Annotated in this window: 20 protein-coding genes; 10 read left to right on the top strand and 10 right to left on the bottom strand. The window is 60.7% G+C overall.

The window, feature by feature from the left end; all coding sequences use genetic code 11:
- Window positions 1-100: 100 nt before the first annotated feature.
- The gene (locus Q1A51_RS21375) at window positions 101-1,303 is read left to right on the top strand and encodes an ROK family transcriptional regulator (protein ID WP_299602235.1); all 1,203 of its coding nucleotides are present in this window, start codon (window positions 101-103) and stop codon (window positions 1,301-1,303) included.
- Window positions 1,296-2,846: a CRTAC1 family protein gene (locus Q1A51_RS21370; RefSeq protein ID WP_299602233.1), complete on the top strand. Its 1,551-nt coding sequence runs from the start codon at window positions 1,296-1,298 to the stop codon at window positions 2,844-2,846. The genes Q1A51_RS21375 and Q1A51_RS21370 overlap by 8 nt, the downstream gene beginning before the upstream one ends.
- A gap of 73 nt (window positions 2,847-2,919) precedes the next feature.
- On the opposite strand, the gene Q1A51_RS21365 is transcribed toward Q1A51_RS21370, so the two are convergent.
- From Q1A51_RS21365 to xylB, 3 genes are read right to left on the bottom strand one after another with little or no spacing between them, the layout of a single operon-like run.
- The gene (locus Q1A51_RS21365) at window positions 2,920-4,224 is read right to left on the bottom strand and encodes a cytochrome c peroxidase (protein ID WP_299602231.1); all 1,305 of its coding nucleotides are present in this window, start codon (window positions 4,222-4,224) and stop codon (window positions 2,920-2,922) included.
- The gene (gene xylA / locus Q1A51_RS21360) at window positions 4,205-5,512 is read right to left on the bottom strand and encodes a xylose isomerase (RefSeq protein WP_299602229.1); all 1,308 of its coding nucleotides are present in this window, start codon (window positions 5,510-5,512) and stop codon (window positions 4,205-4,207) included. The genes Q1A51_RS21365 and xylA overlap by 20 nt, the downstream gene beginning before the upstream one ends.
- The gene (xylB, locus tag Q1A51_RS21355; RefSeq protein WP_299602227.1) at window positions 5,509-6,957 is read right to left on the bottom strand and encodes a xylulokinase; all 1,449 of its coding nucleotides are present in this window, start codon (window positions 6,955-6,957) and stop codon (window positions 5,509-5,511) included. The genes xylA and xylB overlap by 4 nt, the downstream gene beginning before the upstream one ends.
- 237 nt (window positions 6,958-7,194) lie before the next feature.
- Between xylB and rpe the strand changes: the two genes are divergently transcribed.
- On the top strand, window positions 7,195-7,884 hold the full coding sequence (rpe, locus tag Q1A51_RS21350; protein WP_299602225.1) for a ribulose-phosphate 3-epimerase: 690 nt from the start codon (window positions 7,195-7,197) through the stop codon (window positions 7,882-7,884).
- 15 nt (window positions 7,885-7,899) lie between these two features.
- On the opposite strand, the gene Q1A51_RS21345 is transcribed toward rpe, so the two are convergent.
- From Q1A51_RS21345 to Q1A51_RS21320, 6 genes are all read right to left on the bottom strand, one after another.
- Window positions 7,900-9,396, bottom strand: a complete 1,497-nt coding sequence (locus Q1A51_RS21345) for a class I adenylate-forming enzyme family protein (RefSeq protein WP_299602222.1) — start codon at window positions 9,394-9,396, stop codon at window positions 7,900-7,902.
- On the bottom strand, window positions 9,389-9,811 hold the full coding sequence (locus tag Q1A51_RS21340; RefSeq protein WP_299602219.1) for a PaaI family thioesterase: 423 nt from the start codon (window positions 9,809-9,811) through the stop codon (window positions 9,389-9,391). Before Q1A51_RS21340 ends, Q1A51_RS21345 begins: the two co-directional genes overlap by 8 nt.
- Window positions 9,792-10,862: an acyl-CoA dehydrogenase gene (locus Q1A51_RS21335; RefSeq protein ID WP_299602216.1), complete on the bottom strand. Its 1,071-nt coding sequence runs from the start codon at window positions 10,860-10,862 to the stop codon at window positions 9,792-9,794. The genes Q1A51_RS21340 and Q1A51_RS21335 overlap by 20 nt, the downstream gene beginning before the upstream one ends.
- Entirely contained in the window at window positions 10,862-12,061 is a 1,200-nt protein-coding gene (locus tag Q1A51_RS21330; protein WP_299602214.1) for an acyl-CoA dehydrogenase family protein, read from the bottom strand. Before Q1A51_RS21330 ends, Q1A51_RS21335 begins: the two co-directional genes overlap by 1 nt.
- Window positions 12,062-12,064: 3 nt before the next feature.
- The gene (locus Q1A51_RS21325) at window positions 12,065-14,155 is read right to left on the bottom strand and encodes a 3-hydroxyacyl-CoA dehydrogenase NAD-binding domain-containing protein (RefSeq protein WP_299602211.1); all 2,091 of its coding nucleotides are present in this window, start codon (window positions 14,153-14,155) and stop codon (window positions 12,065-12,067) included.
- Between the two features lie 187 nt (window positions 14,156-14,342).
- Window positions 14,343-14,846: a class I SAM-dependent methyltransferase gene (locus Q1A51_RS21320; protein WP_299205617.1), complete on the bottom strand. Its 504-nt coding sequence runs from the start codon at window positions 14,844-14,846 to the stop codon at window positions 14,343-14,345.
- A gap of 136 nt (window positions 14,847-14,982) precedes the next feature.
- Between Q1A51_RS21320 and Q1A51_RS21315 the strand changes: the two genes are divergently transcribed.
- The 7 genes from Q1A51_RS21315 (at window position 14,983) to Q1A51_RS21285 (ending at window position 24,184) form a co-directional block, all read left to right on the top strand.
- Complete coding sequence (locus Q1A51_RS21315) at window positions 14,983-16,752, top strand: ABC transporter ATP-binding protein (protein WP_299602208.1); 1,770 nt, start codon at window positions 14,983-14,985, stop codon at window positions 16,750-16,752.
- Window positions 16,745-18,670 carry an ABC transporter substrate-binding protein gene (locus Q1A51_RS21310; RefSeq protein ID WP_299602206.1) on the top strand — a complete coding sequence of 642 codons (1,926 nt, stop codon included), beginning with the start codon at window positions 16,745-16,747 and terminating at the stop codon, window positions 18,668-18,670. Before Q1A51_RS21315 ends, Q1A51_RS21310 begins: the two co-directional genes overlap by 8 nt.
- Entirely contained in the window at window positions 18,667-19,695 is a 1,029-nt protein-coding gene (locus Q1A51_RS21305) for an ABC transporter permease (RefSeq protein ID WP_299205651.1), read from the top strand. Before Q1A51_RS21310 ends, Q1A51_RS21305 begins: the two co-directional genes overlap by 4 nt.
- A gap of 4 nt (window positions 19,696-19,699) precedes the next feature.
- Window positions 19,700-20,854, top strand: a complete 1,155-nt coding sequence (locus Q1A51_RS21300) for an ABC transporter permease (RefSeq protein ID WP_299205673.1) — start codon at window positions 19,700-19,702, stop codon at window positions 20,852-20,854.
- Window positions 20,854-21,924 (top strand): enolase C-terminal domain-like protein, encoded by a 1,071-nt coding sequence (locus Q1A51_RS21295; RefSeq protein ID WP_299602203.1) that lies wholly within the window; start codon window positions 20,854-20,856, stop codon window positions 21,922-21,924. The genes Q1A51_RS21300 and Q1A51_RS21295 overlap by 1 nt, the downstream gene beginning before the upstream one ends.
- 107 nt (window positions 21,925-22,031) lie before the next feature.
- Window positions 22,032-23,033: a sterol desaturase family protein gene (locus Q1A51_RS21290; RefSeq protein WP_299602201.1), complete on the top strand. Its 1,002-nt coding sequence runs from the start codon at window positions 22,032-22,034 to the stop codon at window positions 23,031-23,033.
- Window positions 22,964-24,184, top strand: a complete 1,221-nt coding sequence (locus tag Q1A51_RS21285) for an acyltransferase (RefSeq protein WP_299602199.1) — start codon at window positions 22,964-22,966, stop codon at window positions 24,182-24,184. Before Q1A51_RS21290 ends, Q1A51_RS21285 begins: the two co-directional genes overlap by 70 nt.
- Here Q1A51_RS21285 and Q1A51_RS21280 read toward each other — a convergent pair.
- The gene (locus tag Q1A51_RS21280) at window positions 24,111-26,447 is read right to left on the bottom strand and encodes a mechanosensitive ion channel family protein (RefSeq protein ID WP_299602197.1); all 2,337 of its coding nucleotides are present in this window, start codon (window positions 26,445-26,447) and stop codon (window positions 24,111-24,113) included. The two genes, Q1A51_RS21285 and Q1A51_RS21280, sit on opposite strands and share 74 nt — an antisense overlap.
- Window positions 26,448-26,637 lie beyond the last annotated feature (190 nt).

Genomic DNA, 26,637 nt, shown 5'->3' with positions numbered 1-26,637 from the left:
AAAAGCAAATTAAATTGGACAGCTTTCAAAAAAACCGGCATCATCATCCTTAAGGGTCGTAGGCATTGCCCGCGGCGGGAGGAAAAAAGAGAATAAAATCATGGTATTCGGCCATCAGAAGATCGAAAGCAGACGGCTGCTTTTGCGTGAGATTGCGCAACGCGGACCCGTACCGCGTATCGATCTTGCGGAACATACCGGCATCAGCCGAGCCACTGTCACGTCCGTCACAGCCGACCTTTTGCGCGGCAGATTGATCGAGGAAGTACCCCGCGAATCACGTAGTGACGAATCGGCACGCGGACGGCCCCGGGTCGATCTGAAGATCGCTGGCGACGCCCATCTGATTGCCGGCCTCAAGGTGTCGGACAGGTCCATTTCACTGGTTCTGATGCGGTTTGACGGCACCCATGTCGCGGACCACGAATGCCCCATCCCGACAGGACGTCTGACGCCAATCGACCTGGCCACACATATCCGCGATGGGCTAAGGGCGCTGGCTGAAAAGGCGGGCCATGATCTCAGCGATATCTCGGGCGTAGGCGTCGGGCTGGCGGGCGTTGTGGATGCGGATCATGGGCTGGTCTACTGGTCGCCATCGCTGGATCAACGCAACGTCCCGTTCGGTGAAGTGCTGAGCGACACGCTTGGTGTGGCCGTCTACCTCGACAACGACGCGAACCTCGTCGCCATGGCCGAACTGACCTTCGGACTGGGCAAGTCGCACTCGGATTTCATCGTGATCACCATCGAAAGCGGTGTGGGCATGGGCATGGTGCTGGGCGGCCAACTCTATCGCGGCACGCGCGGCTGCGGGGCCGAATTCGGACATACCAAGGTGCATCTGGACGGCGCGCTCTGCCGGTGTGGGCAACGCGGCTGCCTCGAAGCTTACGTGGCGGACTACGCCCTCGTGCGCGAGGCCTCCAGCGTGGGCGGGATGAGCCTGACGACGCCGACCAGCCAAGCCGTCAGCACCGTGCTGAAAGCGGCCAAAGACGGTGACCCAACCGCACGCACAGTTGTGGAACGGGCGGGCAAGATGTTTGCGATGGGCCTTGCCAATCTGGTGAACATCTTTGATCCCGAACTGGTGATCCTTGCAGGCGAGCAAATGCAGTTCGACCACCTGTATGCAGACACGGTGATCGAGGAAATGCGCAAGAGCATCGTGGAAATCGACAAACCCGCGCCCGAGGTTGTTGTCCATAAATGGGGCAACCTGATGTGGGCGCAGGGGGCCGCGGCCTACGCGCTTGAGTTTGTACAGGATACAGCGGTGGGGGCGTTGGAAGATGCCTAAGGGGCTTGGACGTCTCACCAAACATGATACCGGACCAGGGCGCACTACCGCACAGCGCGGGGCACTCACCGCCCTTTTGCTCTGCGCCGTCCAGCCACTTGCTGCGGACGTGCGCTTTGCCCCGGTCGATGTTCCAAACCATATCTATGATGGAGGATGGGAGCATTTTGTCGGTGGCGGACTGGCCGTTCTGGACTGCAATGGTGATACGCGGCCCGATCTGGTTGCAGCGGGCGGTTCGAACCGATCCTTGTTGCTCAAGAACACATCCGACGGCGCGATTTCCTTCGAACCCATAGAAGATCCGGCGTTCAACCTGACCGGGACGACCGGAGCCTATCCGTTGGACATCGACAATGACGGCCATCTTGATCTGGTGATGCTACGCGTTGGACCCGACGCTGTTCTGCGCGGGCGCGGTGATTGCAGCTTTGAACCGATGCCGTTTCACTTCGATGATCGCTGGAGCACGGCCTTTTCGGCCACGTGGGAGGCAGGCCAAACCGCCCCGACCCTTGCTTTCGGTCACTATGTAGACCGTAGCGATCCCGACGGGCCGTTCGAAGCCTGTGACATAAACCACCTTTGGCGGCCGGATGGGGCAACCTATGCAGTCACCGACCTAGGCCCCGGGTTTTGCGCCCTGTCGATCTTGTTCACGGACTGGTCCCGCACAGGCCGCGCAGACCTGCGCGTGTCGAATGACCGCCACTACTACATTCGTGATGGCGAAGAACAGCTTTGGGCGATGGAGGATACACCCCGACTGTACACTGACGACGAGGGTTGGGTGCGTCACATGCTTTGGGGCATGGGCATTGCCGCGCGCGATTTGGACCGCGATGGCCGGGACGAGGTGTATCTGTCCTCGATGGGCGACCAAAGGCTAATGAAACAGGTGGGTGACGGCCCGGGTTTTCAGGATGTGCCCTTTGACATGGGCACCGCAGCCCACCGTCCTTACACGGGCGGTGACGGACGCCCTTCAACCGGCTGGCACATCGCCTTTGGGGACGTGAACAACGATGGTCTTGACGATGCCTTCATCGCCAAGGGCAATGTGCAACAGATGCCGGGCAGTGCCATGGAAGACCCCAATAACCTGCTGATCGGTCAGGCGGATGGCAGCTTTGTCGAAGCCGGAGATGCGGCCGGCGTCGCCTCCATGCACCGGGGGCGCGGCGCGGCCCTCGTCGACTTCAACGGGGACGGATTGCTGGACCTTGCCGTCGTCAACCGACGTGCACCGCTAGAGGTGTGGCAGAACGTAACAGAGATAACTGGCAACTGGCTCTCGGTGTCTGTGACCCAAGATGGGACAAACACCCAGGCCGTTGGCGCGTGGATTGAGGTCGATGACGGCAAAACCGTTCAAGCGCGCGAGATCACCGTTGGTGGCGGCCATGCAGGCGGTGTGGCCGGGCCACAGCACTTCGGGTTGGGTGATGCTGAAGCGGTGCGACTACGGGTGCGATGGCCGCATCAGAGCTGGAACGATTGGCGGGATGTGCAGGTCAACGCGCCGATCTTGATCGCCCAGTGAACTAAGGGGCTCTGCCCCTCGGCCTGCGGCCTCACCCCGTCGTATTTGCAGTCAGAAGAAATCAGGACTGTGGCTACTGATCCACCGGTAGTCCACTTGGCACCGATGCAGGTACGCCCAGCGCACCACGGACGCTTTGTGGGTCGGTGAGTGCGTTCAGGAAGGCGAGGATGTCATCCACCTCGTCATCCCGAAGCGTGATTGGCGCCAGATCATTGGCCGCTGCGATCCGCTCCACCTCGGCCGGGTCGGACAACACACGCATATCGTCAGCGTCAAATCCCGGCATGATCGATTGGGCAATGTCGTAACTGCGCAAGCTGCTCACCGGGTCAAGATGGTGACGCACCACACCTTCGAGCGTCGCATAGGCGCCGCTGTGTCCGTACGGAGCGGTCTGCGCCACATTGCGCAAAGGTGGGGTGCGGAAGGCATACGCGTCCTCGGCATCCCCCGTCACCCGCATCCGGCCTGTATCCTGGGCGTGGCTTTCAAACCGCGCAGCCTTGCCGGGCCCGATCTGGGGCATAGCGATGGCGTGGAAATCATGATCCGTCTGAAAGCGGCCGGAATGACATGTTGAACACTGCGCCTTGCCATTGAACAGGTTCATGCCACGCATGGCAGCAGGCTCCATTTCGGTGCCGTTGCGCAAGTACAAGTCGAACGGGCTCGCCACTCCGCGCCATTCAAAGTCGAGAAACGCGGCCACCGCGTCCGAGATATCGGTGAAGTGGACCGGAGCGACACCGATCACCTCATCAAAGCGTACACGGTACTCCGGGATACCCTCCACCCGTTGCGACAGCAAATCCCACGCCCCACCTGGTCCGGTGATCAGACCCTGACGGACCGCCTGAGAAATCTCGTTTTCACTATAATGCCCCGCCATCTCATCCGCGGACAGCACCGGGAACATGGATTGCGCGGACAGGGCCGAGGCAAAGCCCATCTCCATCTCCGATCCCAACGGCGTTCGGATACCCGAGGGCCGACTGGCATCCTCTTCCAACCGTCCATCATGGAAAAACACCGTGAACTCGGTTGCGCCGAGATTGAACAGCGGCGGCGCATTCCGCGGAATGCGTTGCTCCGGCAGGTTCTCCGGATCGGCCACGCGATCCGGACCAAGCCCCTTGGCCCCGTCACCAAGGCCAAGCGAAACGCCATCGCCGGTGGCAAATTTCGGATGGTGGCAGGTGGCGCAGCTGACCGTTTTCGACCCAGACAGGATCGGATCGTAGAACAGCAAACGGCCCAACTCGACCTGCGCGCTGTCAACCTCCGGAAACACTGGCTCGTCAAACGGCAAATCGGCGGCCCACACCGGGGCCGCCATCACGCCAAAAACAAACGCCTTATACGAAACGCGAGACATAGTTCTCCAATATCTCCTGCCGGCCCGAATGGGGCTGCGGTTCGATCCCGTCGGCAATCACCCGGTCGGAAATCGACGCCAGATCGCTGCCCAGCATCGCTTGCGCCTCCGCTGTCTCCCACCCCGCATAACGCGCCTTCAACACATCGTCCAAACCACCATCCTCGATCATCGCAGCCGCAGATTTCAGACCCCGGGCACAAATGTCCATGGCACCGACATGGGCAGCAATCAAATCCTCGGCATCGAGGCTCTGACGACGCAGCTTGGCGTCGAAATTCGTGCCACCATTGCCCAGACCACCGGCTTTCAGAATGTGGTAGTAGCACAGCGCCACCTCGGGCACATTGTTGGGGAACTGATCGGTGTCCCAGCCCGATTGGTAGTCGTTGCGGTTCATGTCGATGGACCCCAGCATCCCGTCGGACGCGGCGACGGCAATCTCATGCTCGAACGAATGACCAGCCAGGATGGCATGCCCCTGTTCAAGGTTCAGCTTCACCTCATCCTCAAGTCCATACTTGCGCAGGAACCCCATGCAGGTGGCCGCATCGAAATCATACTGGTGCTTCGACGGCTCTTGCGGCTTCGGCTCGACCAGGATCTGGCCCTTGAACCCAATCTTGTGCTTGTATTCGACGACCATCGACAGAAAGCGGCCCATATGGTCCAGTTCCTGCCCCATGTCGGTGTTCAGCAGGGTCTCGTAGCCTTCACGACCGCCCCACAGCACGTAGTTCTGCCCACCCAGCTTCAGGGTGGCATCCATGCAGCCCTTCACCGTGGCGGCTGCATAGGCAAACACATCCGGGTCCGGGTTGGTCGACGCACCAGACATCCAACGACGGTGCGAGAACATGTTGGCGGTGCCCCAGAGCAGGCCCACGCCCGTCTCTTCCATCTTGGGGCCAAAGTAATCCGTGATCTCGTTCAGCCGGTCCAGGCTTTCGGCAAAGGTCGCACCTTCTGGCCGAACATCCGCGTCATGCCAGCAGAAATAGGGTACGCCGAGACGCGCGAACATCTCGAACGCAACATCGGCCTTCATCTTGGCGCGGCCCATATCGTCCTGCGGATGCCACGGACGGATGAAGGTCTGTCCGCCAAACGGGTCGCCACCTTCCCATGCAAAGGAATGCCAGTATGCCACAGCAAAGCGCAGGTGATCTTCCATCCGCTTGCCCATGACCATTTCGTCCGGGTTGTAGTGGCGGAAGGCCATCGGGTTGGTGCTGTCCGGGCCTCCGAATGTGGTGGGCGGGACGGCGTCAAAGAATCCAGTGGTCATGGCATGGCTTTCAGTTTGGGGTAAGCGCCAGAAAAGGCAGAGTAAGCATCGTCATAGGCAGCGACAAGGTCGGCCTGTGGGTGTATCACATCAGCGACGGGCGGCTTGGTCATCACGCTGGCCGGGTCGGCACCGGTGTCACCGCACATGGCAATCCGTGCAGCACCAAGGGCCGCGCCAAACGCGCCCTCGTCGGGCCGCTCCAGCGGAATGTTCAGGGTCGTCGCCAGCATCCGTGTCCAATAGTCGGACCGGCTGCCACCCCCGATAGCGAGGGCCAAGGGCAGTTGCGCCCCCGTTGCCTTCAACGCTTCAAAACTGTCACGCAGGGCAAAACTGACCCCGGTCATCACAGCGTGGGTCAGGTCCTCGGCGCCGGAGGCAACGTCGAGGCCGGTAAACCCGCCCCGCACCTGCGCGTCATTGTGCGGTGTGCGTTCCCCCGACAAGTAGGGATAAAATTTCACGTCACTTGGTGAAGCGAGCGAATTGCCCAAAGCAGATGACAACTCACCTGCCCCCTGCCCGGTGATACGGCTCAGCCAGTTCAGACTGTCAGTTGCAGCCAGAACCACGCCCATCTGATACCAACGCTGCGGCACCGCATGACAGAATGTATGCACGGCACTGCCCGCATCCGGCGCGTAACTGCCCCGACCAGCCAACACGACACCCGAGGTGCCCAGCGACACAAAGCCATCGCCCTCACCTAATGCACCAACACCACAGGCGGCCACCGCATTATCCGCTCCGCCCGCAACAACCTTGCATCCTGCAGGCAGACCCAGATCAGCCCGCGCGGCCTGCACCTCACCGACAACATCCGTGCCTTCCAGCAAGTCCGGCATCTGGTCACGGGACATGCCCCCAAGGGCCAGCAGGTCGTCCGACCAAGCCCTCGCACCGACATCCAGCCACGCCGTGCCCGCCGCATCCGACATCTCGGTCGCATAGCGGCCCGTCAGCCACCACAGCAGGTAGTCCTTGGGCAGCATGACCCGCGCCACGTGGGCAAAGACATCCGGTTCATTCTTTGCCATCCACGCCAGCTTGGGTGCAGTGAAGCCGGGGAATACGATATTTCCACTGACAGCACGGGCCACCGGGTCGGCATCCATGGCCGCCGCCTCGACGTGGCTGCGCGTGTCATTCCACAGGATGCAGGGGCGCAGCACGACGCCCGCGCCATCAACCATGACCGCGCCATGCATATGACCGGAAAAGGAGAGCGCCCTGATGGCGCCATACGCTGACGGATGCTCTTGCCGCAACGACGCCAGAACAGCGCTTATACCCGCGACCCAATCGGCCGGGTCCTGTTCGCTCCACCCCGCATGCGGGTTTGACACGTCATAGGTCGCATCAGCACTGCCAACGGCGTGGCCATCGCCATCCACCAACAATGCCTTCACGCCCGACGTGCCCAGATCAAGTCCGAGATACATCGAAGTCCTCCCTTAAACGTACATTCGTGCCATTTAATTCGATTGTCAAACTAATTATGATGTACGCCCCTCAGTTTCTAATTAACACGGAAATACACCCCCAAATCGCGAATCATCCAAGGCGGTGTACCCCCACCCGGTCCACCTTCCCTGTTTCAAAAAAATCCTCCCCGAAGGGCCCCTTCCCACTGGGCCGCCGGACCGATATATCGCACCCAAACATGCAAGGAGCCTGGCATGACCTTCGACCGCTCGATCAAGATCGCCCCCTCTATCCTCGCCGCCGATTTCGCCAATTTCGGCGCGGAATGCGCCGCCGTCGAAGCGCAGGGCGCAGATTGGATCCATGTCGATGTGATGGACGGGCATTTCGTGCCCAACATCACCTTCGGCCCCGCGACCTGCGCGGCGATCCGCCCGCATATCAAGGGTGTGATGGACGTTCACCTGATGATCGCGCCCGTAGATCCTTACATTCAGGCCTTTGCAGATGCAGGCGCTGACGTTCTGACGGCCCATGTGGAAGCTGGCCCCCACATCCACCGCACACTGCAGGCGATCCGTGGGGCGGGCATGAAGGCCGGTGTCGCCCTCAACCCCGGCACCCCCGCCGCCGCGGTCGAAGAGGTGATCGGCATGGTCGATTTGATCTGTGTGATGACCGTGAACCCCGGATTTGGCGGGCAAAAGTTCATCGACATGACGTCCAAGATCAAAGCCCTGCGCACTATGATCGGCGACCGCTCGGTGCACATCGAAATCGACGGCGGCGTTGATCCGACCACGGCTCCGCTGGTGGCAAAGGCAGGGGCGGACGTGCTTGTCGCAGGCTCTGCCGTGTTCCGGGGTGGTTCCGTCGACAATCCGGGTCCCTACGGAGAGAACATCCGCAGCATCCGCGCGGCTGCGGAAGGAGTCTGGACGTAGCCGCTTTTCGGCGCGTCAGATCAGCTGGTTCGCAAAGGTCTCGATCAGCTTGTGCTTGAGAATCTTGCCCGTTGGAGCGGCCGGTAGCTCGGTCGCCAGTATATAGCGTGCCGGTCGTTTGTACCCCGCAAGCCTATCCTTGACGAAGGTCCGCAGATCCTCTTCGGAAAGGGCGCTGCCAACCGGCACCTGCACAAAGGCCAGCACTTCTTCGTCGCCGCTTTTTGTCCGTCCGACAACAGCTGCCTGAACGACATCTGGATGATCGTTCAACGCCGCCTCGACCTCGGGCGGAAAGACATTGAACCCGCCGTGGATGATCAACTCCTTGGCCCGGCCCAGAATGTGCAACTTGCCCTCTGCATCGATCTGCCCAAGGTCTCCTGTTCGCAACCATCCATCGTCATCCAACACCTTGGCCGTCTCATCGGGATTGCGGAAGTAGCCCTTCATCACGTGGGATCCGCGGGTCAGCACTTCGCCGCCCGGCACGGTGTCGTCAATCGCGATTTCGATGCCCGGCAAAGCGGGACCAACGGAGGTATCGGGGTCGCCAATCCTGTTGCGGGTCGCTGCCGTCCCAGCAGTGCTTTCCGTCATGCCGTAACCATTCTGGATCGCCACGCCATAGAACGCCTCGGCCTCACGCTTCCACGTGGGATCAAGCGGCGCCGCGCCCGAAGAGACATAACGGAGCGTGTCTGACCCGAGTGCCGTTTCCCCAAGTGACTTGGCGTGGGCCATCAGAAGGGCGTGCATCTGCGGCACGGCCGAGAAAAGAGTGATGCCATCGCGCAGAGCGTCGAACACGTCGGCCACGACAAAACGGGGCACCAACCGCACCGGGGCACCGGCATGGATGGCGGCGACGACAACCGAGCAAAGGCCGAAGACGTGGGTGGTGGGCAGCACGCCGTAGATCAGATCGTCATGCGTCATACCTCGCAGCTCGGCGCTGGTCCTGCCACCGAAGCGGACGTTGGAATGGGTGAGCATGACGCCCTTGGGATCGCCTGTCGTTCCGGTGGTATAGAGGAGGACGGCGACATCCTTGTCCCCGGGAAAGCTGTCCCCGCGGGGACAGTGTAGCGACAACTGGCCCCATACGCCGGATACTGTGCCGGGTTCTATATGTGCTTCGGGGTTTTGTGCGTTTTTGTCGTGGTTGATTGCATCCGCGGATACCTGTGTGGTGAAGAACACTGCCTTTGGTTCTGCATGGGCGTCCACACGGGCCAGTTCAGCCGGGGTTTGGCGGGCGTTGATCGGGACGGCGGTCGCGCCCAAGCGCCAAGTGGCGAAGAGAGCGGCGACCTTGGCAGCGCAGTTTTCGGAGACGATCATCACGCGATCGCCGGAGGCGATGCCATTGGTCTTGAGAACCTCGGCAATCTCGTCAGCGGCAGCGCTCAGCTGAGCGTAGGTCAGGTGAGCGCCGGTTGAATCCTCTACAGCCAGTGCATCAGGCCGTGTTGCAACCTGATGAGCGAGAAGACTATAGACGCTATCCACCCCGCACCCGCTTGTAAACGCCCGTGGATGTGGCAAGGACGGTGCCGCTTTCATCCTCCAACCGGCCTTCGGTAAAGATCGTGCTACGTCCACCGCCGGACACTTCACCCGTCGCGACCACCACCCCCTTCCGGGCAGGAGCGAGGTAGTTGGTTGTCATCGTCAACGTCGCCACTTTTGTATCGCCGTTGTCGTCACCTGTGCGGGCTGCTGCAAAACCCATCGCATTGTCGAGCATGGCAGACATAATGCCCCCGTGCAGACCGCCATGGCGGTTGCCATGCTGCGCGCCGATGTCGAGCCAGCAGCGTGATACGCCGTCCGCCTCGCGGATGTCCACGACGTAGCCGAGCAGCGTTTGCGCACCCGTCTCGTCGCGGATGATGCCTGGTCCGTCAGGCGGCAGAGAGGGCAATGAACCGCTCCAAATGGTAGTCCGTGTCGCCGAAGCGGTGGTCCGCCATCACGATCCGCTTGGCGATGTGGGCAAGCTCGTATTCCTGCGTCATGGCAATACCGCCATGCATCTGGATCGCTTCCTCGGCCACCAGACGGCCAATGCGCCCGATCAGGTTTTTGGAAGCCGACAGATGCAGGTCGGCGTCCTTATCGTCGGCGTAGCCTGCGGCGTTGATGACGGCAGAGCGTGCCTGTTCCATCTCGATCAACAGGTCGGACATGCGGTGGGCCAGCGCCTGGAACGTGCCGATGGGTCGCCCGAATTGCTTGCGCGTCATCAGGTAGTCCTTGGTGAGCGCGGTGGCGGTTTCCATGGCGCCAAGCGCTTCGGCGCATTGCGCGATAATTGCGAGGCGGTTGGCGGCCTCAAAGTCGGTGAGCGTCAGATCGAGCGGCGCACCGGGCGTGTTGTCGAGGGTGACTTCGGCGGCGCGGCCGCCTGCCAGAAGCGGGTATCCTTGGATGTCGAGGCCCTGTGCGCCCTTGTCCACGAGGTAGAGCGCGATTGTGTCGCCATCCTTGGCTGAGATAATCAGGTGATCTGCCGCCTCGGCATTCATCACCACGGCCTTGCGGCCCGTCAGTTTGTTGTCTGTAGCCGTCGTGTTGACGTGGTCCAGATCATAGCGGCTGTCGGGTTCGCCATGCGCGACGGCGAGATGGATCGCGCCGCCGATAACCTGTTCGACCATATCCGCCTTGCCTGCAGCTGCCAGAAGCCGCCCCCCTACCAAGGCGGAGTCCAGCACCGGCTCGACCACGCCTGCGCGGCCCAGTTCCTCGAACACCACGGCGATGTCGAATCCCGCGCCGCCAAAGCCGCCCTGATCCTCGGTGAAAAGTGCACCAAGGACACCAAGTTCGGCCAGTTCGGCCCAGATGTCGGACGAGAAGCCGGTGTCGGAGGCCAGGATCTCGTTCCGTCGTTCGGTACCGTACTGTTCACGCAGGTAGCGCCGCAGCGTGTCCTGCAGCATCTGCCGTTCTTCGGTCAGGTTGAAGTCCATTACGCGCCTCCGCTCATAGTTACTTTGGCGATGATGCCGCGTTGAATTTCGTTGGAGCCGCCGAAGATCGAAAGCTTGCGATTATTGAAATACTGGCCTGCCACCGGCCCTGCATCGAGCGGGTCCGGGATACGGTCATTGGCCCCTTCGACCGCTTCGGATGCAAAGGGCATGGCATAAGGACCAACGGCGCGACGTGCGAGGTCGTTGATTTCCTGGCGTAGAATGGAACCTTTGACCTTGAGCATGGAGGCTTCGAGCCCGGGCGCCTCGCCGGCAGCGGCCTTGGAGATGATCCGCAAGTTGGTCGTGGCCATGGCGCGCAGGTCAATCTCCACCTGTGCGACGCGGGCCGCGAAGTGCGGGTTTTCGATCAGCGGCTTGCCGTTGTGATTGGCGGCCTTGGCGATGCGCTTGACGGCCTTCAGCCCTGCCTCGCTTGAGCCGACGCCGCCCAAGCCAGTACGTTCGTGCGTGAGCAGGTACTTGGCATAGGTCCAGCCCTTGTTCTCCTCGCCTACGAGGTTTTCGACCGGCACTTTGACGTCCGTGAACCAGACCTCGTTCACCTCATGGCAGCCATCCAGCAGGATGATGGGCCGCACCTCGACACCGGGCGTGTCCATGTCGATCAGCAGGAAGCTTATGCCTTCCTGCTGTTTGGCATCCGAGTCTGTACGGACAAGGCAGAAGATCATGTTGGCGAACTGGCCCAGCGTCGTCCACGTTTTCTGGCCGTTGACGATGTAGTGGTCGCCGTCCCGCACCGCCTTGGTTTTCAGTGAAGCAAGGTCAGAGCCTGCGCCGGGTTCCGAATAGCCCTGACACCACCAGTCGGTGCCGTCGAGCATGCGCGGCAGCCAGTGGTCTTGCTGTTCCTTGGACCCGAATTTCTGCAGGACCGGGCCAAGCATCGAGAAGCCAAAGGGGACGATGCGGGGGGCGTGGGCATCAGCGGCTTCGGTGTCGTAGATGTGCCGTTGCACCGCGGACCATTCAGCGCCGCCAAATTCCTTGGGCCAGTTCTGCGCCAGCCAGCCGCGCGCGTTCAGGATCGCGTGCCAGCGTTCCATATCGTCCTTAGTCAGGTCTCCATCAAGCCGGACCTTTTCGGCGATGTCTTTTGGAAGATCGTTCTGCAGGAATGTGCGTATCTCTTCCTGGAAAGCCAGTTCTTCGGAGGAATAGCTCAGGTCCATATCTCAGCCCTTTTTGTTCAGGTCATCGAAGGTTTTGTTTTCGGCCACCAGCTGTTCGAGCAGCGGCGCCGGTGCCCAGAAGTCAGGATCTTCTGTGGCATAGGATTTGATGTCGTTCAGCAGGGGTCCGAGCCCCATGATGTCCGCCCATTTAAGCGGCCCGCCCCGGTAGCGCGGGAAGCCGTAGCCAAAGAGCAGCGTCATATCGACGTCGAGGGGACGGCGGGCGATGCCCTCTCCCACGACCTTGGCGCTTTCGTTGACCATGGCGGCCATGTAGCGGCGCACGATTTCCTCATGCGTGAAGTTCCGGGGCGTGATGCCCAGCCGTGCGCGGTCAGCTTCGATCATCGGCAGCACGTCGGGGTTGGGCACGCGCGCCTTGGGGCCAGCGGCGTAATCGTAATAGCCCTTACCCGTCTTCTGACCGAAATGGCCCTGCTCACAGAGCGTGTCAGCATAGGTGGCATCGCGCTTGGGGGCGTGTCCCTCAGCCCGTTTGCGTTTACGCACGGCCCAGCCGATGTCGAGGCCCGCAAGGTCAGCGACAGCGAAGGGGCCCATGGCAAAGCCAAAGTCCTCAAGGGCCGTGTCGATCTCGTAGGGCGAGGCACCGTCCAGGATCATCTGGTCGGCAGCGGTGCGATAGGTGGCGAGGATGCGGTTGCCGATGAACCCATCGCAGACACCTGCGCGCACGCTGATTTTACCCAGCATCTTACCCAACGCGAAGCCGGTGGCTGTCACATCGGGCGCGGTGGCGTCGCCCACAACAACCTCAAGCAGCTTCATCACATGCGCCGGCGAGAAGAAGTGCAGGCCCAGCACGTCAGCGGGCCGCGAAGTGGTGGCGGCGATTTCATCGATGTTCAGATACGACGTGTTGGAGGCGAGGATGGCGCCGGGTTTGCAGACGCGGTCCAACTCGGCAAAGACCTTTTTCTTGACCTCCATGTCTTCGAATACGGCTTCGATCACCAGATCGACGTCCTGTAATTTGTCGTAGTTGGTCACAACCACGAGGGTATGTGTCAGGATCTGATCGTGCTGGTTGGGGGTGATCTTGCCCCGCTTCACGGCCCCCGACAGGTTGCGTTCGATCCGGTCGCGGGCGGCTTGGCCTGCCTCCGCGCTCATTTCCAGCAGCGTCACTTCCAACCCGGACAACAGAGCTGCGGTGGCAATGCCGGCCCCCATCGTGCCGCCACCGATCACACCAATGTGCTGGATTGCCCTCGGTTTGACCGCTTTCAACTCGGGCAGGTTGCCCACCGCGCGCTCGGAAAAGAACGAGTGGATCATGCCCTGCCGCTGATCCGTTTGCATGAGATCATAGAAAATCTGACGCTCGGCCTTCAGCCCTTCGGCAAAGGGTTTTTCGACTGCGGCCTGCACGGCACGCACGCACCAGGCTGGCGAAATTTGGCCCCGACCCTTGGCAAGAATGGTTTCGAACGCCCTGTCCCAATCGATTGCGGCGGGCGGGTCCATTTCAGACACCGGACGGCGGTTGGCACCTCCATCCAGCAGCTGCTGGGCATAAGCGATACCGTTGGCCTTCGGATCACCATCTTCGATAACATCGATGATGCCCAATTCATGGGCCTTGCCAGCTCCGATATGCCGACCAGTGGTCATCACGTCCAGTGCCGCCTCAACACCCGTCAGGCGCGGCAAACGCTGTGTCCCTCCTGCGCCGGGGATCAAACCCAGATGCACTTCGGGCAAACCCACCTTGGCCGAGGGGACGGCGATGCGGTAGTGGCATCCCAGCGCCACCTCGAGCCCGCCACCCAGACTGACGCCGTGCATGGAGGCCACAACGAGAAGCGGCGATGCTTCGATCCGGTTGATCAGGTCAGGCAGGTGCGGCTCAAGCGGGGGTTTGCCAAATTCGGTGATGTCGGCACCGGCAAAGAAGGCACGTCCCTCGCCCACGATAAGAACGGCGCGCACACCATCATCTGCCTCGGCCTGCTCCATCCGGTCCCACAGGCCTTGGCGCACAGCGTGGCTGAGCGCGTTCACGGGCGGGTTCTGGACCGTCAGGATGGCGATGTCGCCTTCTCTGGAATAGGCAATCTTGTCGCTCATGCGTCCTCCGCTGGTTCTGAAACACGCGCATGGATCCTCCACCTTGCGCATGTTTCAGCCTAGGCGTGCACAGAAAAAGGGCAAGCGATTCAAAACACGCCGCAACGTCACTTGGCGCTGATCCGCCTCTTCATCTTGCCAGGTAAACTTTCCCCGAAGGGCCGCTATCGACCAGGTTGCCGGTTCCCTAGCTCTCGCGTCGGTAGATGAAACAACGCCCCTGAACCGCGCCATCCGGCAGCGGCTGTTCGACCAGATCGTCGAAATACATCCGGTCGGACGACACCATCAAGCCGCCAACCGCCAGCAGCGGGGCGATGGCAGGTGAGACTTTCTGAGCAAAGAGGTCGTTCTTTTGCGCATTGTGGCCGCCCAGATCAGCGTGGATCAAAACCGCTGTTGCACCAAAGCGGGCATGGGCCTGCGGTAAGGTTTCAAAGACGTCGCCCAGCAGAACCATGTCCTCGGGCGGCGTGCTGTCAGGGTGCGAGGCCACCGCCCGTTCGAACACATAGATGTCACGGTCCGGCATAATGTGCCGCATGTGATGGTAGGTCCGCCCGTTGCCCAAACCAAGTTCGAACACCGGCCCCTCCATGTCCGCGATGACTTTCGCTGCGTGATCCAGACAGGCCCGTTGGGACACCATACGGTCGACAAAAAGGTCAAGACGGCTTTGTTGCATGATCATTTCCTTTGCTTTCGCTCTAGATGGGGCAAAAAGTGATCAAGCGGTAGCACATTTGCGCGACTTTCCCGTGTATGGACGTGTTGGATGGAATCGGGTTCACTGATTTCAAGACCTGCGCGCGAAAAAAGGACCATGAATGGCCCCGCTTCTGGAAGTGAAAAATCTGTCGATCGGTTTTGGCTCGGCCCCTCCGGTCGTGGCGGGGGTCAATTTTTCGGTCGCATGCGGGGAAACGCTGGCGCTGGTTGGCGAGAGTGGGTCCGGCAAGACGCTGACCTGTCGATCTGTCCTCCGCATATTGCCCAAAACGGCGCAATTGCGTCAGGGATCAGTGATGTTCGGTGAGGGTGACGCGCGTACTGATCTGCTGACCCTGCCGCCCCGCCTGATCCGGGGCATTCGCGGCGACCGCATTTCGATGATCTTTCAGGAACCCATGCGATCCCTGTCGCCCCTGCACCGCATCGGCGACCAAGTGTCCGAGGTTCTGACCCTGCACCGCAACATGTCGGCGGCAGAGGCCAAGCAGGATGTGTTGGCAACATTCGAACGCGTCGGGTTCGCGGACCCCGAGCGCGCCTTCCGGGCCTATCCGTTCGAGATGTCAGGCGGGATGCGGCAACGCGCCATGATTGCCATGGCGATGGTGGCCAAGCCGGACGTGCTGATCGCCGATGAACCAACCACCGCCCTGGACGTGACCACGCAGGCGCAGGTTCTGGGTCTGATGAAGGATTTGCAGCGCGACACGGGTATGGCGATGATCCTTGTCACCCACGATCTGGGTGTCGTCGCCAACATGGCCGACAGCGTGGTCGTGATGAACAAGGGCCACGTGATGGAAAGCGGTCCGGCCCACGTTGTTCTGGGTGATCCGGGGCATGGATATACCCAGAAGCTGTTTGCCGCCGCCCCAATGATCCCAAAGGACCCCAAACCGGCAGAGCCGTTGCCGGCGGAGGATCTGATCCTTGAGTTGAACAATGTGTGCAAGACATACACGGTGCGTGCCGGTGGCTGGCGCGAGAAAAAGAAGGTTCATGCCTGCATCGACGTGAACCTGAAGCTGCCCCGAGGCAAGACATTGGCTGTCGTTGGCGAAAGTGGGTCGGGCAAGACGACCTGCGCCCGCATCGCGCTTGGCGCCGAGGTGCCGGATGAAGGGTCGGAAGTGCTGTTTCGTCCCGAGCTGGATGCCGATCCCATCTGCATCAACGCACTGAGCCGTTCCGACAAGGTGGCCTTTCAGCGGCAGGCACAGATGGTGTTTCAGGATCCCTATTCATCCCTGTCCCCGCGCATGCGCGTGCAGGAGGCCCTGACCGAACCGATGGAGATCCATCGCATCGGCAACAGGATGGCCCGCCGCGACAAGGCTGCAGAGATGCTGCGCTGGGTAGGTCTGAACCCCGATATGCTCATGCGCTACCCGCATGCCTTTTCAGGCGGACAGCGCCAACGGTTGTCGATTGCCCGGGCGCTGACCCTTGATCCTGTGCTGCTCGTCTGTGACGAGCCGACCTCGGCCCTCGATGTGTCGGTGCAAGAGCAGATTTTGATCTTGCTGGAGCGCATACGGGACGGGATGGGGTTGAGCTATCTGTTCATCAGCCACGATCTGGCCGTTGTCGCCCGCATCGCTGACGAGGTGGCCGTGATGCGTCAGGGGGTCGTGGTTGAGCAGGCCCCGCCGGAGACGCTGTTTTACAACCCGCGGCATCCCTACACCAAGGCCTTGATCGCCGCGCAGCCCGAGCCGGATGTGCAACGTCCCATTGACTTGGCCGAGGTGTCGCGTGGCGCCGGATCGCCTGCAAGCTGGCCGGATATGTTCCGCTTCGAAGGGCTTGCGGCCCCCGACCTCATCCAGATCGAACCCGGACACAAGGTGCGCTGCCATGTTTAAACGTTTGACAGCTGTTGTTCTTGCTGGGGTTTTCGCCCTGCCCGCCCTGGCCCAGCCCGTCGTGCAAGAGAGCACGTTCTGGGCGCCGGAGGTGAAGAAGGGGCAGATGGACCCGGCGGTAAACCGCATTCCGGACGTGCCCCTTGTTGTCGATCTTGAGGCCAAGGGTCGGAAATTCGGGACGCAGGGTGGCACGTTGCGCACCATGGTCACGCGCACCAAGGACGTGCGCCAGATGGTTGTCTATGGCTATGCCCGGCTGGTGGGCTATGACCACGATTACCAGCTGAAGCCCGATATCCTGCGCGATGTCGAGGTGGAAGAGGGCCGCATTTTCACGCTGCATCTGCGGCCCGGTCATCGCTGGTCGGATGGCGCGCCTTTTACCTCGGCCGATTTCGAGTACTGGTGGAAACACGTGGCCCAAAACGCGGAACTGAGCCCGAACGGTCCGCCCGAAATCATGCGCATAGGCGAAGACATCGCCACGATGACCTTCCCCGATGAAACAACGGTGGTGGTCGAGTTTCCCGAGGCGAACCCGAACTTCCTGCAGATGCTGGCACAGGCCAGTCCGCCGTTCATCTACCGACCCGCGCATTACCTCAAGCAATTCCACGTCGCGTTCAACACCAAGGAAGCGATGGAGGAGATGATCGACGCCAAGCGCGTGCGCAGCTGGGCCCCGCTGCACAACAAGCTCGACAACATGTACAAGTTCGACAATCACGAATTGCCGACTTTGCAGCCGTGGAAACCCGCCTCGACCGGGGCGGCCATGCGGCACCTGTTCGTGCGCAACCCCTATTTCCACCGCATCGACGCGCGCGGCGTGCAGTTGCCCTATATCGACGTTGTCGAGATGGACATCGTGGGCTCGGGTCTTGTGGCGGCCAAGACCAATGCGGGCGAATCTGATTTGCAGGCCCGGGGGCTGGATTTCCGCGATGTGTCCATCCTGAAGAAAGGCGAGGCAGATGGCGCGCCCTACCGCACCTATCTGTGGTCCAATGGTGCAGCCAGCCAGATCGCCATCTATCCCAACCTGAATTTCGCTGACCCGGTGTGGCGCGAGGTCATGCGAGATGCGCGGTTCCGGCGCGCCCTGTCGCTGGGCATCGACCGACGGATGATCAACCGCGCCCTGTATTTCGGGCTGGGCAAGGAAGGGGGCATGACGGCACTGGCCAAAAGCCCGCTGTTTGATCCGGCGCTGCTGACCCAATGGGCCATCTACGACCCGGACACGGCCAACGTGATGCTGGACCAGATGGGCCTGAACCAGCGCACACCGGCAGGCATTCGCTTGCTGCCGGACGGCCGCCCGATGGAGTTTGTGATCGAAACCGCCGGAGAGCGGCAGGAGGTCGAGAACGCGCTGGCCATCATCACTGACACATGGCGCGACATTGGCATCAAGCTGATCATGCGCCCGCTCGACCGGGACATTCTGCGCAATCGTGTCTTTTCCGGTGTGACCATGGCGTCGGTCTGGTTTGGCTGGGACAATGGGTTGCCCCAGCCAAACACGCCGCCCTCCTACCTTGCGCCAACAGATCAGGTATTCTTTGCCTGGCCTAAATGGGGTCAATATTATCAGACCCATGGCGCGGCGGGTGAGCCGGTGGACCTTGAGCCAGCCAAGCGCCTGATGGCGCTCAGCAAGGCGTGGCAAAACACCGATGACCCCGAGGAACACCGATCGATTTGGCGCGAGATGCTGAAAATCCACGCTGACAACCAGTTCGGCATCGGTATCCTGAGCGAGGCCCCACAACCGGTTATCGTCTCTGACCGCCTGCGGAACGTGCCTGAACAAGGCAAATGGGCCTGGGACCCCGGCGCGCATTTCGGCGTGCACCGGATTGATGAATTCTTTTTCTCTGATGCCGAGCAGATCGCGCAGGTGAGCGAATGATGTTCATCCGTTACGCGGCCTACCGGCTGCTGACGATGGTGCTGACGTTGATCGTCGTTTCCATCCTGATCTTCATCATCATCAACCTGCCCCCCGGCGACTACCTGTCGAACCAGATTGCAGAACTGCGCGCCACCGGTCAGGCCGAAGGCGTCGCCAAGGCCGAATTTCTGCGCACCGAATACGCGCTCGACCGTCCCTTGTGGGAGCAATATCTGATCTGGGCGGGCGTGGCGCCGGGCCCGCAGGGATTTTCGGGGCTGTTACAGGGCGATTTTGGCTGGTCATTCGAATTCGATGCACCCGTGGCTGACATTGTCGGGGATGCGCTTTGGCTGACCGTTCTGGTGAACCTTGCCGCCGTCCTGTTTGTTTACCTTGTGGCCCTGCCCCTGGGCGTTCTGGCCGCTGCCCGTTCGGCCACGTGGGTCGACTACACCACCGCATTTGTCGGGTACTTGGGCCTCGCGACGCCGAATTTCCTGCTTGCGCTGATCCTGTTCTACTACGGCCACAAATACCTGGGCCTGCCCATCGGCGGTTTGATGGCGCCCGAATTCGAGGGCGAGCCGATGTCGCTTGCCAAGGTGCAAAGCGTGCTTGTGCATCTGATCGTGCCGACCTTTGTCATTGGGACATCAGGTGCTGCTGCGATGATGCAACGCCTGCGGGCCAACATGCTGGACGAGCTGTCGAAACCCTATGTCGAAACGGGGATGGCAAAGGGTTTGGCCCCGGCCAAGTTGCTAACCAAGTATCCGCTGCGCATGGCCTTCAACCCGTTTGTGGCCGACATTGGCAACCTGCTGCCCGCCATGGTGTCGGGATCGGTTCTGGTGTCCGTGGTGCTGGGACTGCAGACCATCGGACCCGCCTTGCTGACCGCGCTGAAGTCGCAAGACCAGTTTCTGGCCGCTTTTGTGCTGATGTTTGTGGCGCTACTCACCCTCATCGGCACGATGATTTCAGACCTGTTGCTGGTGCTGCTTGATCCACGCATCCGCTACGGCGCACGGGAAGGATAAAACCATGAGCACCCTGCCCGACGGCCGTTTCATTGACGATGCCCCATACGATCCGAACGTGGACCTGTCCGCGCCCGAACGGTCAGACATGGACGCCCCGAACTGGGTGCTGGTCTGGCGCAAGTTCCGCAAGCACCGGCTGGGCCTGATTTCTGGCATCTTCCTGCTGCTGGCTTACATGGCAATCCCCTTTGCCGGGTTCATCTCGCCCTATACGCCCAACGAGCGCAGCGCCGATCACCTGTATCACCCGCCGCAAGCCATCAAGTTCTGGCATGAGGGGCAGTTTGTTGGGCCTTTTGTCTATCCCACCATCGGTTCTGCCGACCTTGAGAACTTCCAATGGGTGTACGAGACGGACACCTCGCGCCCGATGCCGCTGCAGTTCTTTTGTGAGCGGACAGAATACAAGCTGTTCTTCCTGATCCCTGCGGACCGCCACCTGTTCTGCGCGCCCGAGGGGGCGACGGTGTTTATCTTTGGCTCGGACCGGCTGGGACGTGACGTGTTTTCCCGGATTTCCTATGGCGCGCAGCTGTCGCTGACCGTGGGCCTGATTGGCATCACCGTGTCCTTTATCCTGGGCATCGGGTTCGGGGCCATCGCGGGTTATTTCGGCGGTTGGATCGACTGGGTTGTGAACCGCGCCATCGAAATTTTGCGGTCCTTGCCGGAGTTGCCCTTGTGGCTGGCCTTGTCCGCAGCCGTGCCATCGAATTGGGGGCCGGTGTCCGTCTTCTTCATCATCAGTATCATCCTTGGGTTACTGGATTGGCCGGGGCTGGCGCGGGCGGTCCGAAGTAAGTTCCTCTCGTTGAGAGAGGAGGAATATGTACGGGCGGCAGAGATGATGGGGGCGAAACCCTCGCGCGTCATCCGGCGGCATTTGTTGCCCAACTTCATGTCGCACCTGATTGCCTCGGCCACCTTGTCGATCCCGGCGATGATTTTGGGTGAGACGGCGCTGTCATTCCTTGGTCTTGGCCTGCGGGCACCTGCTGTGTCCTGGGGTGTGATGCTGAACGATGCGCAGAACCTGGCGAGCATTGAGATCTACCCGTGGACGGCCATTCCGATGCTGCCGATCATCATTGTCGTTCTGGCCTTCAACTTCCTTGGTGACGGGCTGCGCGACAGTCTGGACCCCTACACCAGCTGATGCGGATTGAACGGATCAAGGCGCGGGCGGTGATGGCACCGCTGGCCGTGCCGATCACGACGGCGCAGGCGTCGATCCCAGCGGCACCCCTGGTACTGGTCGATGTAGAGACGGATGAGGGTGTCAGCGGAAGCGCATACATTTTTGGCTACACGCCGCCGATGCTGAAGCCGCTGGTGACCTTTCTCACGGATTTATCGGAGGCGCTGGTGGGGTCCCCGGCCCATCCGGCGGATGTGGATCGACAGACCGCATCGCAGTTCAGGCTGCTGGGGCGGCAGGGAATGGTGGGCATGGCGCTAGCCGGTTTGGACCTTGCGCTGTGGGATGCACACGGCAAGGCGGTGGGTCAGCCGGTCTGCGCCCTGTTCGGGACCGCGCCGCGCCCCTTGCCGTGCTACGACAGTCAGGGCCTGTTTGTACCCGGTCGGGATGAAAGGCTGATCGAAGCATCGCTGGCGCGTGGGTTCAAGGCCATCAAGGTCAAGCTGGGTTTTCCGACAGTGGCGGAGGATGTGGCCGCGTTGCGCGTTGTGCGCGACATGATCGGGCCGGAACGGCAATTGATGCTGGACTACAACCAGGCGTTTGATGCGCCCGAGGCGATTGCACGCATCCGCGTTCTTGAAGAGGCCGGGTTGGACCTGACATGGGTGGAGGAACCCGTGCCAGCCGAAGATCTGGCGGGCTACCGATCGGTCCGCACTGCTGTGTCCACGGCCATTCAATCGGGAGAGAACTGGTGGCATCCGGCGGATGCGGCACGCATGATTGCGGCCACGGACTATGCAATGCCCGACATAATCAAGATCGGGGGGCTGAGCGGCTGGTTCCGCGCCGCTGCCATCGCAGAAGCCGCGGGTGTGCCCGTCTCAAGCCATCTTTTTGTCGAAGCGTCGGCCCATGCCTTGGCCGCGACGACCAACGCGCATCTGCTGGAATGGCTGGATGTGGCGGGCGGGGTGATGACCGAACCCTATGCGATCGAGGATGGCTGCGTGACGGCCCGCGGTCCCGGCCTTGGCATCACCTGGGACGACGACAAGATCGCCCGACATCTGGTGCACTGACTCCGCGCACACCTGAAACAATCGATTAAATTACTGCCTAAAGTCGCCATACTCTCAACAAATTTGCCCCCTATCGCTGTGCCCAACACAAGGCGTGAGAGGGCGAAATGGACGCTTTTTATGAACTTCTGGACGGGTTTACCGGGTTCCTGTTTGACTGGAATTCGCGTCTGGCATTGCTCTATCTCTGCCTGACCGTCGCACTGGTCTATGTGATCTGGAGGGTGCGTGGGCGCCCCACATCCTTCACCGCATTCCTGTTGCCCCGCGATGTCTACACGCACAAATCCAATCTGGTCGACATCCAGATTTTCCTGTTCAACAAACTGCTGACGGTCTCGGGTTTCTTTGCCGCCGTGACGCTAACGCCCGTTGTCACATCGGGCCTCTTGACCATGATGCTGGACGCCACCGGCGGGGACCTCGCCCCGGCAGTGGGTGAAGGGGAATGGGGCAAGCTGGCCCTGGCCACGCTGATCATGATCCTGACGCTGGATTTCTGCAAATACTGGGCGCATCGCCTGCACCATGAAAACGCGCTGCTTTGGCCGTTTCATGCCCTTCACCATTCGGCAGAGGTGCTGACGCCCCTAACCGCGAACCGCAATCACCCTGTTTTCGTGGTGATCCGTCTGCTGATTTACGCTCTGATTATCGGGGCTGTTCAAGCGCTGATGCTGTTCCTGCTGATGGGTAAGATCGACGTGCTGACCATTGGCAGCGTGAATGCGGGCTACTTCCTGTTCAACGCCTTCGGGGCCAACTTGCGCCATAGCCATGTCTGGCTGAGCTATGGGTGCGTGATGGAGCATATCCTGATCTCACCGGCACAGCACCAAGTGCACCATTCCAACGACCCAAAGCATTACAACAAGAACTATGGCGAGGTGTTCGCCTTCTGGGATCTGATGTTTGGTTCGCTTTATGTACCCAAGGAGCATGAGATCCTGAGCTTTGGCCTGTCGGACGAAAACGGCGTTTCCATCGAACAACCACACCCGACCCTGCGCGCCGCCTTGCTGCACCCATTTGCCGAGGCATGGCAGACACTGACCAAGGGCACGACCGACGATCCTGCATCGCCCCAGAACCGCGAGACTGCGCAGTGACACGTGGTCTGTCCCTTTGGTTAGATGCGCTGCGAGTGGCCGCCACCCTGATCGTGGTGTTTTCCCATGTGGCCTATGCGCGTTTCACGCGCGGGGACTACGAGTTTGTCCGCGAGTTGAATGTCGGCAGTGATGCCGTCATCGTCTTCTTTGTCATTTCTGGCCTGGTGATTGCCTTTGCTGCCGAACGGGACAAGACGTTTGGCACCTATGCGTTCAACCGAATGACACGGCTGCTGTCCGTGCTGCTGCCAGCCATCCTTTTGACCTTTGTGCTGGACCGGATGGGCCGGCCCATAGACGTGTCGGCCTACCCCAACAGCTTTTACCAGCACCTGCCCCTGTGGGAGATGCTGGTGCGCGGTCTCACTATGTCGAACGAATGGGGCCTGTTCGAGCGGGTCCGGCTGGGCACGAACGGCCCGTTGTGGTCGCTGAGCTATGAGGCGGCGTATTACGTGCTGTTTGGCGTCGCGGTGTTTTGCACGGGCGCGCGGCGGCTTGTGTTGCTGGCCGCGCTTGGCGTTGTCTTTGGCCCGCGCATCCTGCTGCTGATGCCCGCGTGGTTGATGGGCGTTGCCGTCTGGCACTACGTCAAATCCGGTCGTGCGGCACAGATGACAGAGGGTGTTGCGCGCAGTCTCGCGTGGGGCGGCCCCTTGGCATATGTCTTGTGTCAGGCCTTCAACGTCCCGGATATGCTGGCGCAAGCCACGGCAGAGGCATTTGCACCCGCGCACTATCGCTACATTCTGGTCTTCTCGGACGAGTTCGTCTGGAATGGCATGATCGGCTTGATGACTGCACTCCACGTCATTGGAATGGCGCGTCTGGCACAGAATTACCGCGGCGCGCACCCGCATCTGCGCTGGTGGGCCGGGGCAAGCTTTTCGATCTATGTGGTGCACTATCCCGTGCTGCACCTGATCGACGCCGCATTCCCAGCCGAGACAGTGTCGCGCGATGCGCTGTTGTTCTTTGGGTCCGTTGCCGCCGGTCTGGTGTTTGCGCAGGTCTTTGAACGCCCAATTGGGGCGATCCGCAACGCGGTGCGCGGCATTGCAGCGCGGTCACAAATTACCGGTCGTCGGCAAAGTCAGCCGCATCCTCAAGCAACTCTTCTTCCAGAGACGCCTGCGCAGCAGCGGTAATCGCCTTGCGGTCTTCTTCGCCAAGTTCATCGGCCTTCTGCCCGTCCGCCAGTCGCACCGTCACTTCGCGGTGGGCAAACTTGATACCCTCGCGTTCAAACAGCGCGCGGATGTCTTCATAGACCTTTTTGCGCACAAGCCACTGATCCCCCGGTTTGGTCATGAACTTGACGCGGATGATCATGGCGCTGTCCTGCATCTCGATCACACCCTGAGACTTCAGGGGTTGGATGAAGTTATCGCCGATGACCGGATCATCCAGTAGCGCGACACCCAAGTTCTTGATCAGTTTGCGCACCTTTTCCACATCAGTGTCATAGGTCACGCGCAAAGGCAGCTTCATAATCACCCAGTCACGGGAATAGTTCGTCAGCACTTGAATTTCGCCAAAGGGGATGGTGTGCAGTGCGCCCAGGTGATGGCGCAGTTGGAAGCTGCGGACACTGATGCTTTCAACCGTCCCCTTGACCCCACCCACGTCGATGTATTCGCCCTTGCGGAAGGCATCGTCGAACAGGAAAAACGCACCAGAGAAAATGTCGCGCACCAGCGATTGCGAGCCAAAGCCAACGGCCACACCCACGATACCGGCACCGGCAAAGAGCGGGCCGACATTCACCCCCATCTCCATCAACATGATCAGCAGACCGGTCAGGACAATGACAATCAGGACAAAGTTGCGGAACAGCGGTAGGAGCGTAGCCAGACGCGAGGCGGACGAGCCGCCGCCCTCGTCCCCCAGTTCGACCTCTTGCACATCGCCCTGTTCTTCCCGGATCTTGTTGTCGATCCAGATGCGGAATGCGTTGTAAGCAATGTAGCCAATGAACAGGATCACGATGATGTCGAGCAGCCGATCGGTCCAGCTGTCGCCCATCATGGGCGCTTCGGGGCTCCAGATCGTGACGAAGGCATAGATGCCGGCGACAAAAGCGAGGATACCTGCAATCCTTTGCGCCAGATCTTCGAATGTGCTGATCCGAGGACCCGTCACAACAGGCGGGAGCGCCGGATCGGGGTCCAGATCGGTCTCTGCTGTCACGTTGTGCTCTCTGACAAGGCGTGCGCGGGCAAAGCTGCGTTCGATAAAGAAATTGATGACCCCGTAGACCACGATGATTGTCGTCAGGATGCCCCAGGCCGCCGCAAGCAATGGCACGCCCAGCGGGTCGCCAATGACCAGGTGATAGGTCTGTTCCCCCCACGCAAACAGGAAATAGAATACGGCCAGCGGTGCCCATGCCCGTGCGAGTGTACGCAGAACCCATGTCGAATCCGACGGTGCCTTGCCGTTCAGGATCGCCCCGGTGATCGCGCGACCGTTTGCGATCACCAATATAGTGTTCAGGAACATCACCAACAGGCTGAGCAGAGAGAAGAGGAAAACGTAGACCTCGTTGTTCAGGCCCAACTCCTCGATCCAGACGCCAAAGAGGATGGCAAAGAAGCCGAAGGCCGCGACCCCGGACAGCCAAAGATGCAGTTTGCGCGCATCGCCGTCGCTGAACAGCGGGATGCGATATTGCGGCAGGTATGGCGACAGGATCATCCGCCACAGCCCGGCCACAACACGGGCAAGGAAGTACCCGATATTGATCAAGGTCACCGTGAACTGCATGGCCGGATCTTCCAGGGGGCCAAAGATGATGGCGCCAAGCAGATAGGCCACAGCCATGGAGACGAGCGTGCCAACCACCCCCATGAAGAAGCGAAACACGAGGAAGGGCATTTTTTCGACATAGCCATCCGGCGCGTCATGGATGCGGTTCACCACAAAGCGTTTCGCGATGCGTTTCCCGAACACTTGTGCCTCGAACACCATGCCCACGGCGAACAGCGCCATGCTGATCAGAAGGGCCTGCACATAGGCAAAAATCGTGCCATCCGGGCTGGTTGCGCGCAGGATGTACGCGACCTCGTTAAACGCCACGGGCAGGTTCAAAAGCCGGTCCACCAGCGCCGTGCGGAAGGCAACCGCTTCATCCTGAATCGCCATGAGCGTGGTGCCGCTGCCGGGCGCATCGCTGTCTGTGGATGGGGTTCCGGTCTGGGTGATCACGCGGCCATCGCTGTCGATGACAATAACGTTGACGCCATTCTGCGCGGCGCTTTCCATTATATCTGTGATGTCACCCGGGGCAGTTTCGGCAGTGCCAGCGCCGGGCAACAGACTGCCCAAACCTTGGGCATGCGAAAAAGCTGGAAACAGGAGCGCCATGCCGATCAGGATGGGCAGCAAGAGGCGGAAAAGGGAGTGTGTCATATGCGATGTCGCAGAACTTTCAGATTTCAACGACGCTACGCGACCGCAGGTGCAATGACAATTGCGTCTACCAGGACGTGAACTTCCGCGATCTGTCCGGTAAGCGCTGATTTTACAAAGCGTTCCATTTTTGCGATAGCGCGGGCAGAGGTGTTATCCAGACCGGCTGTTGCTATCTTGGGGAACGCAA

Source organism: uncultured Tateyamaria sp. (genome assembly GCF_947496075.1).
Classification (GTDB): Bacteria; Pseudomonadota; Alphaproteobacteria; order Rhodobacterales; family Rhodobacteraceae; genus Tateyamaria.
This window is presented reverse-complemented; position numbering and strand designations above follow the sequence as displayed.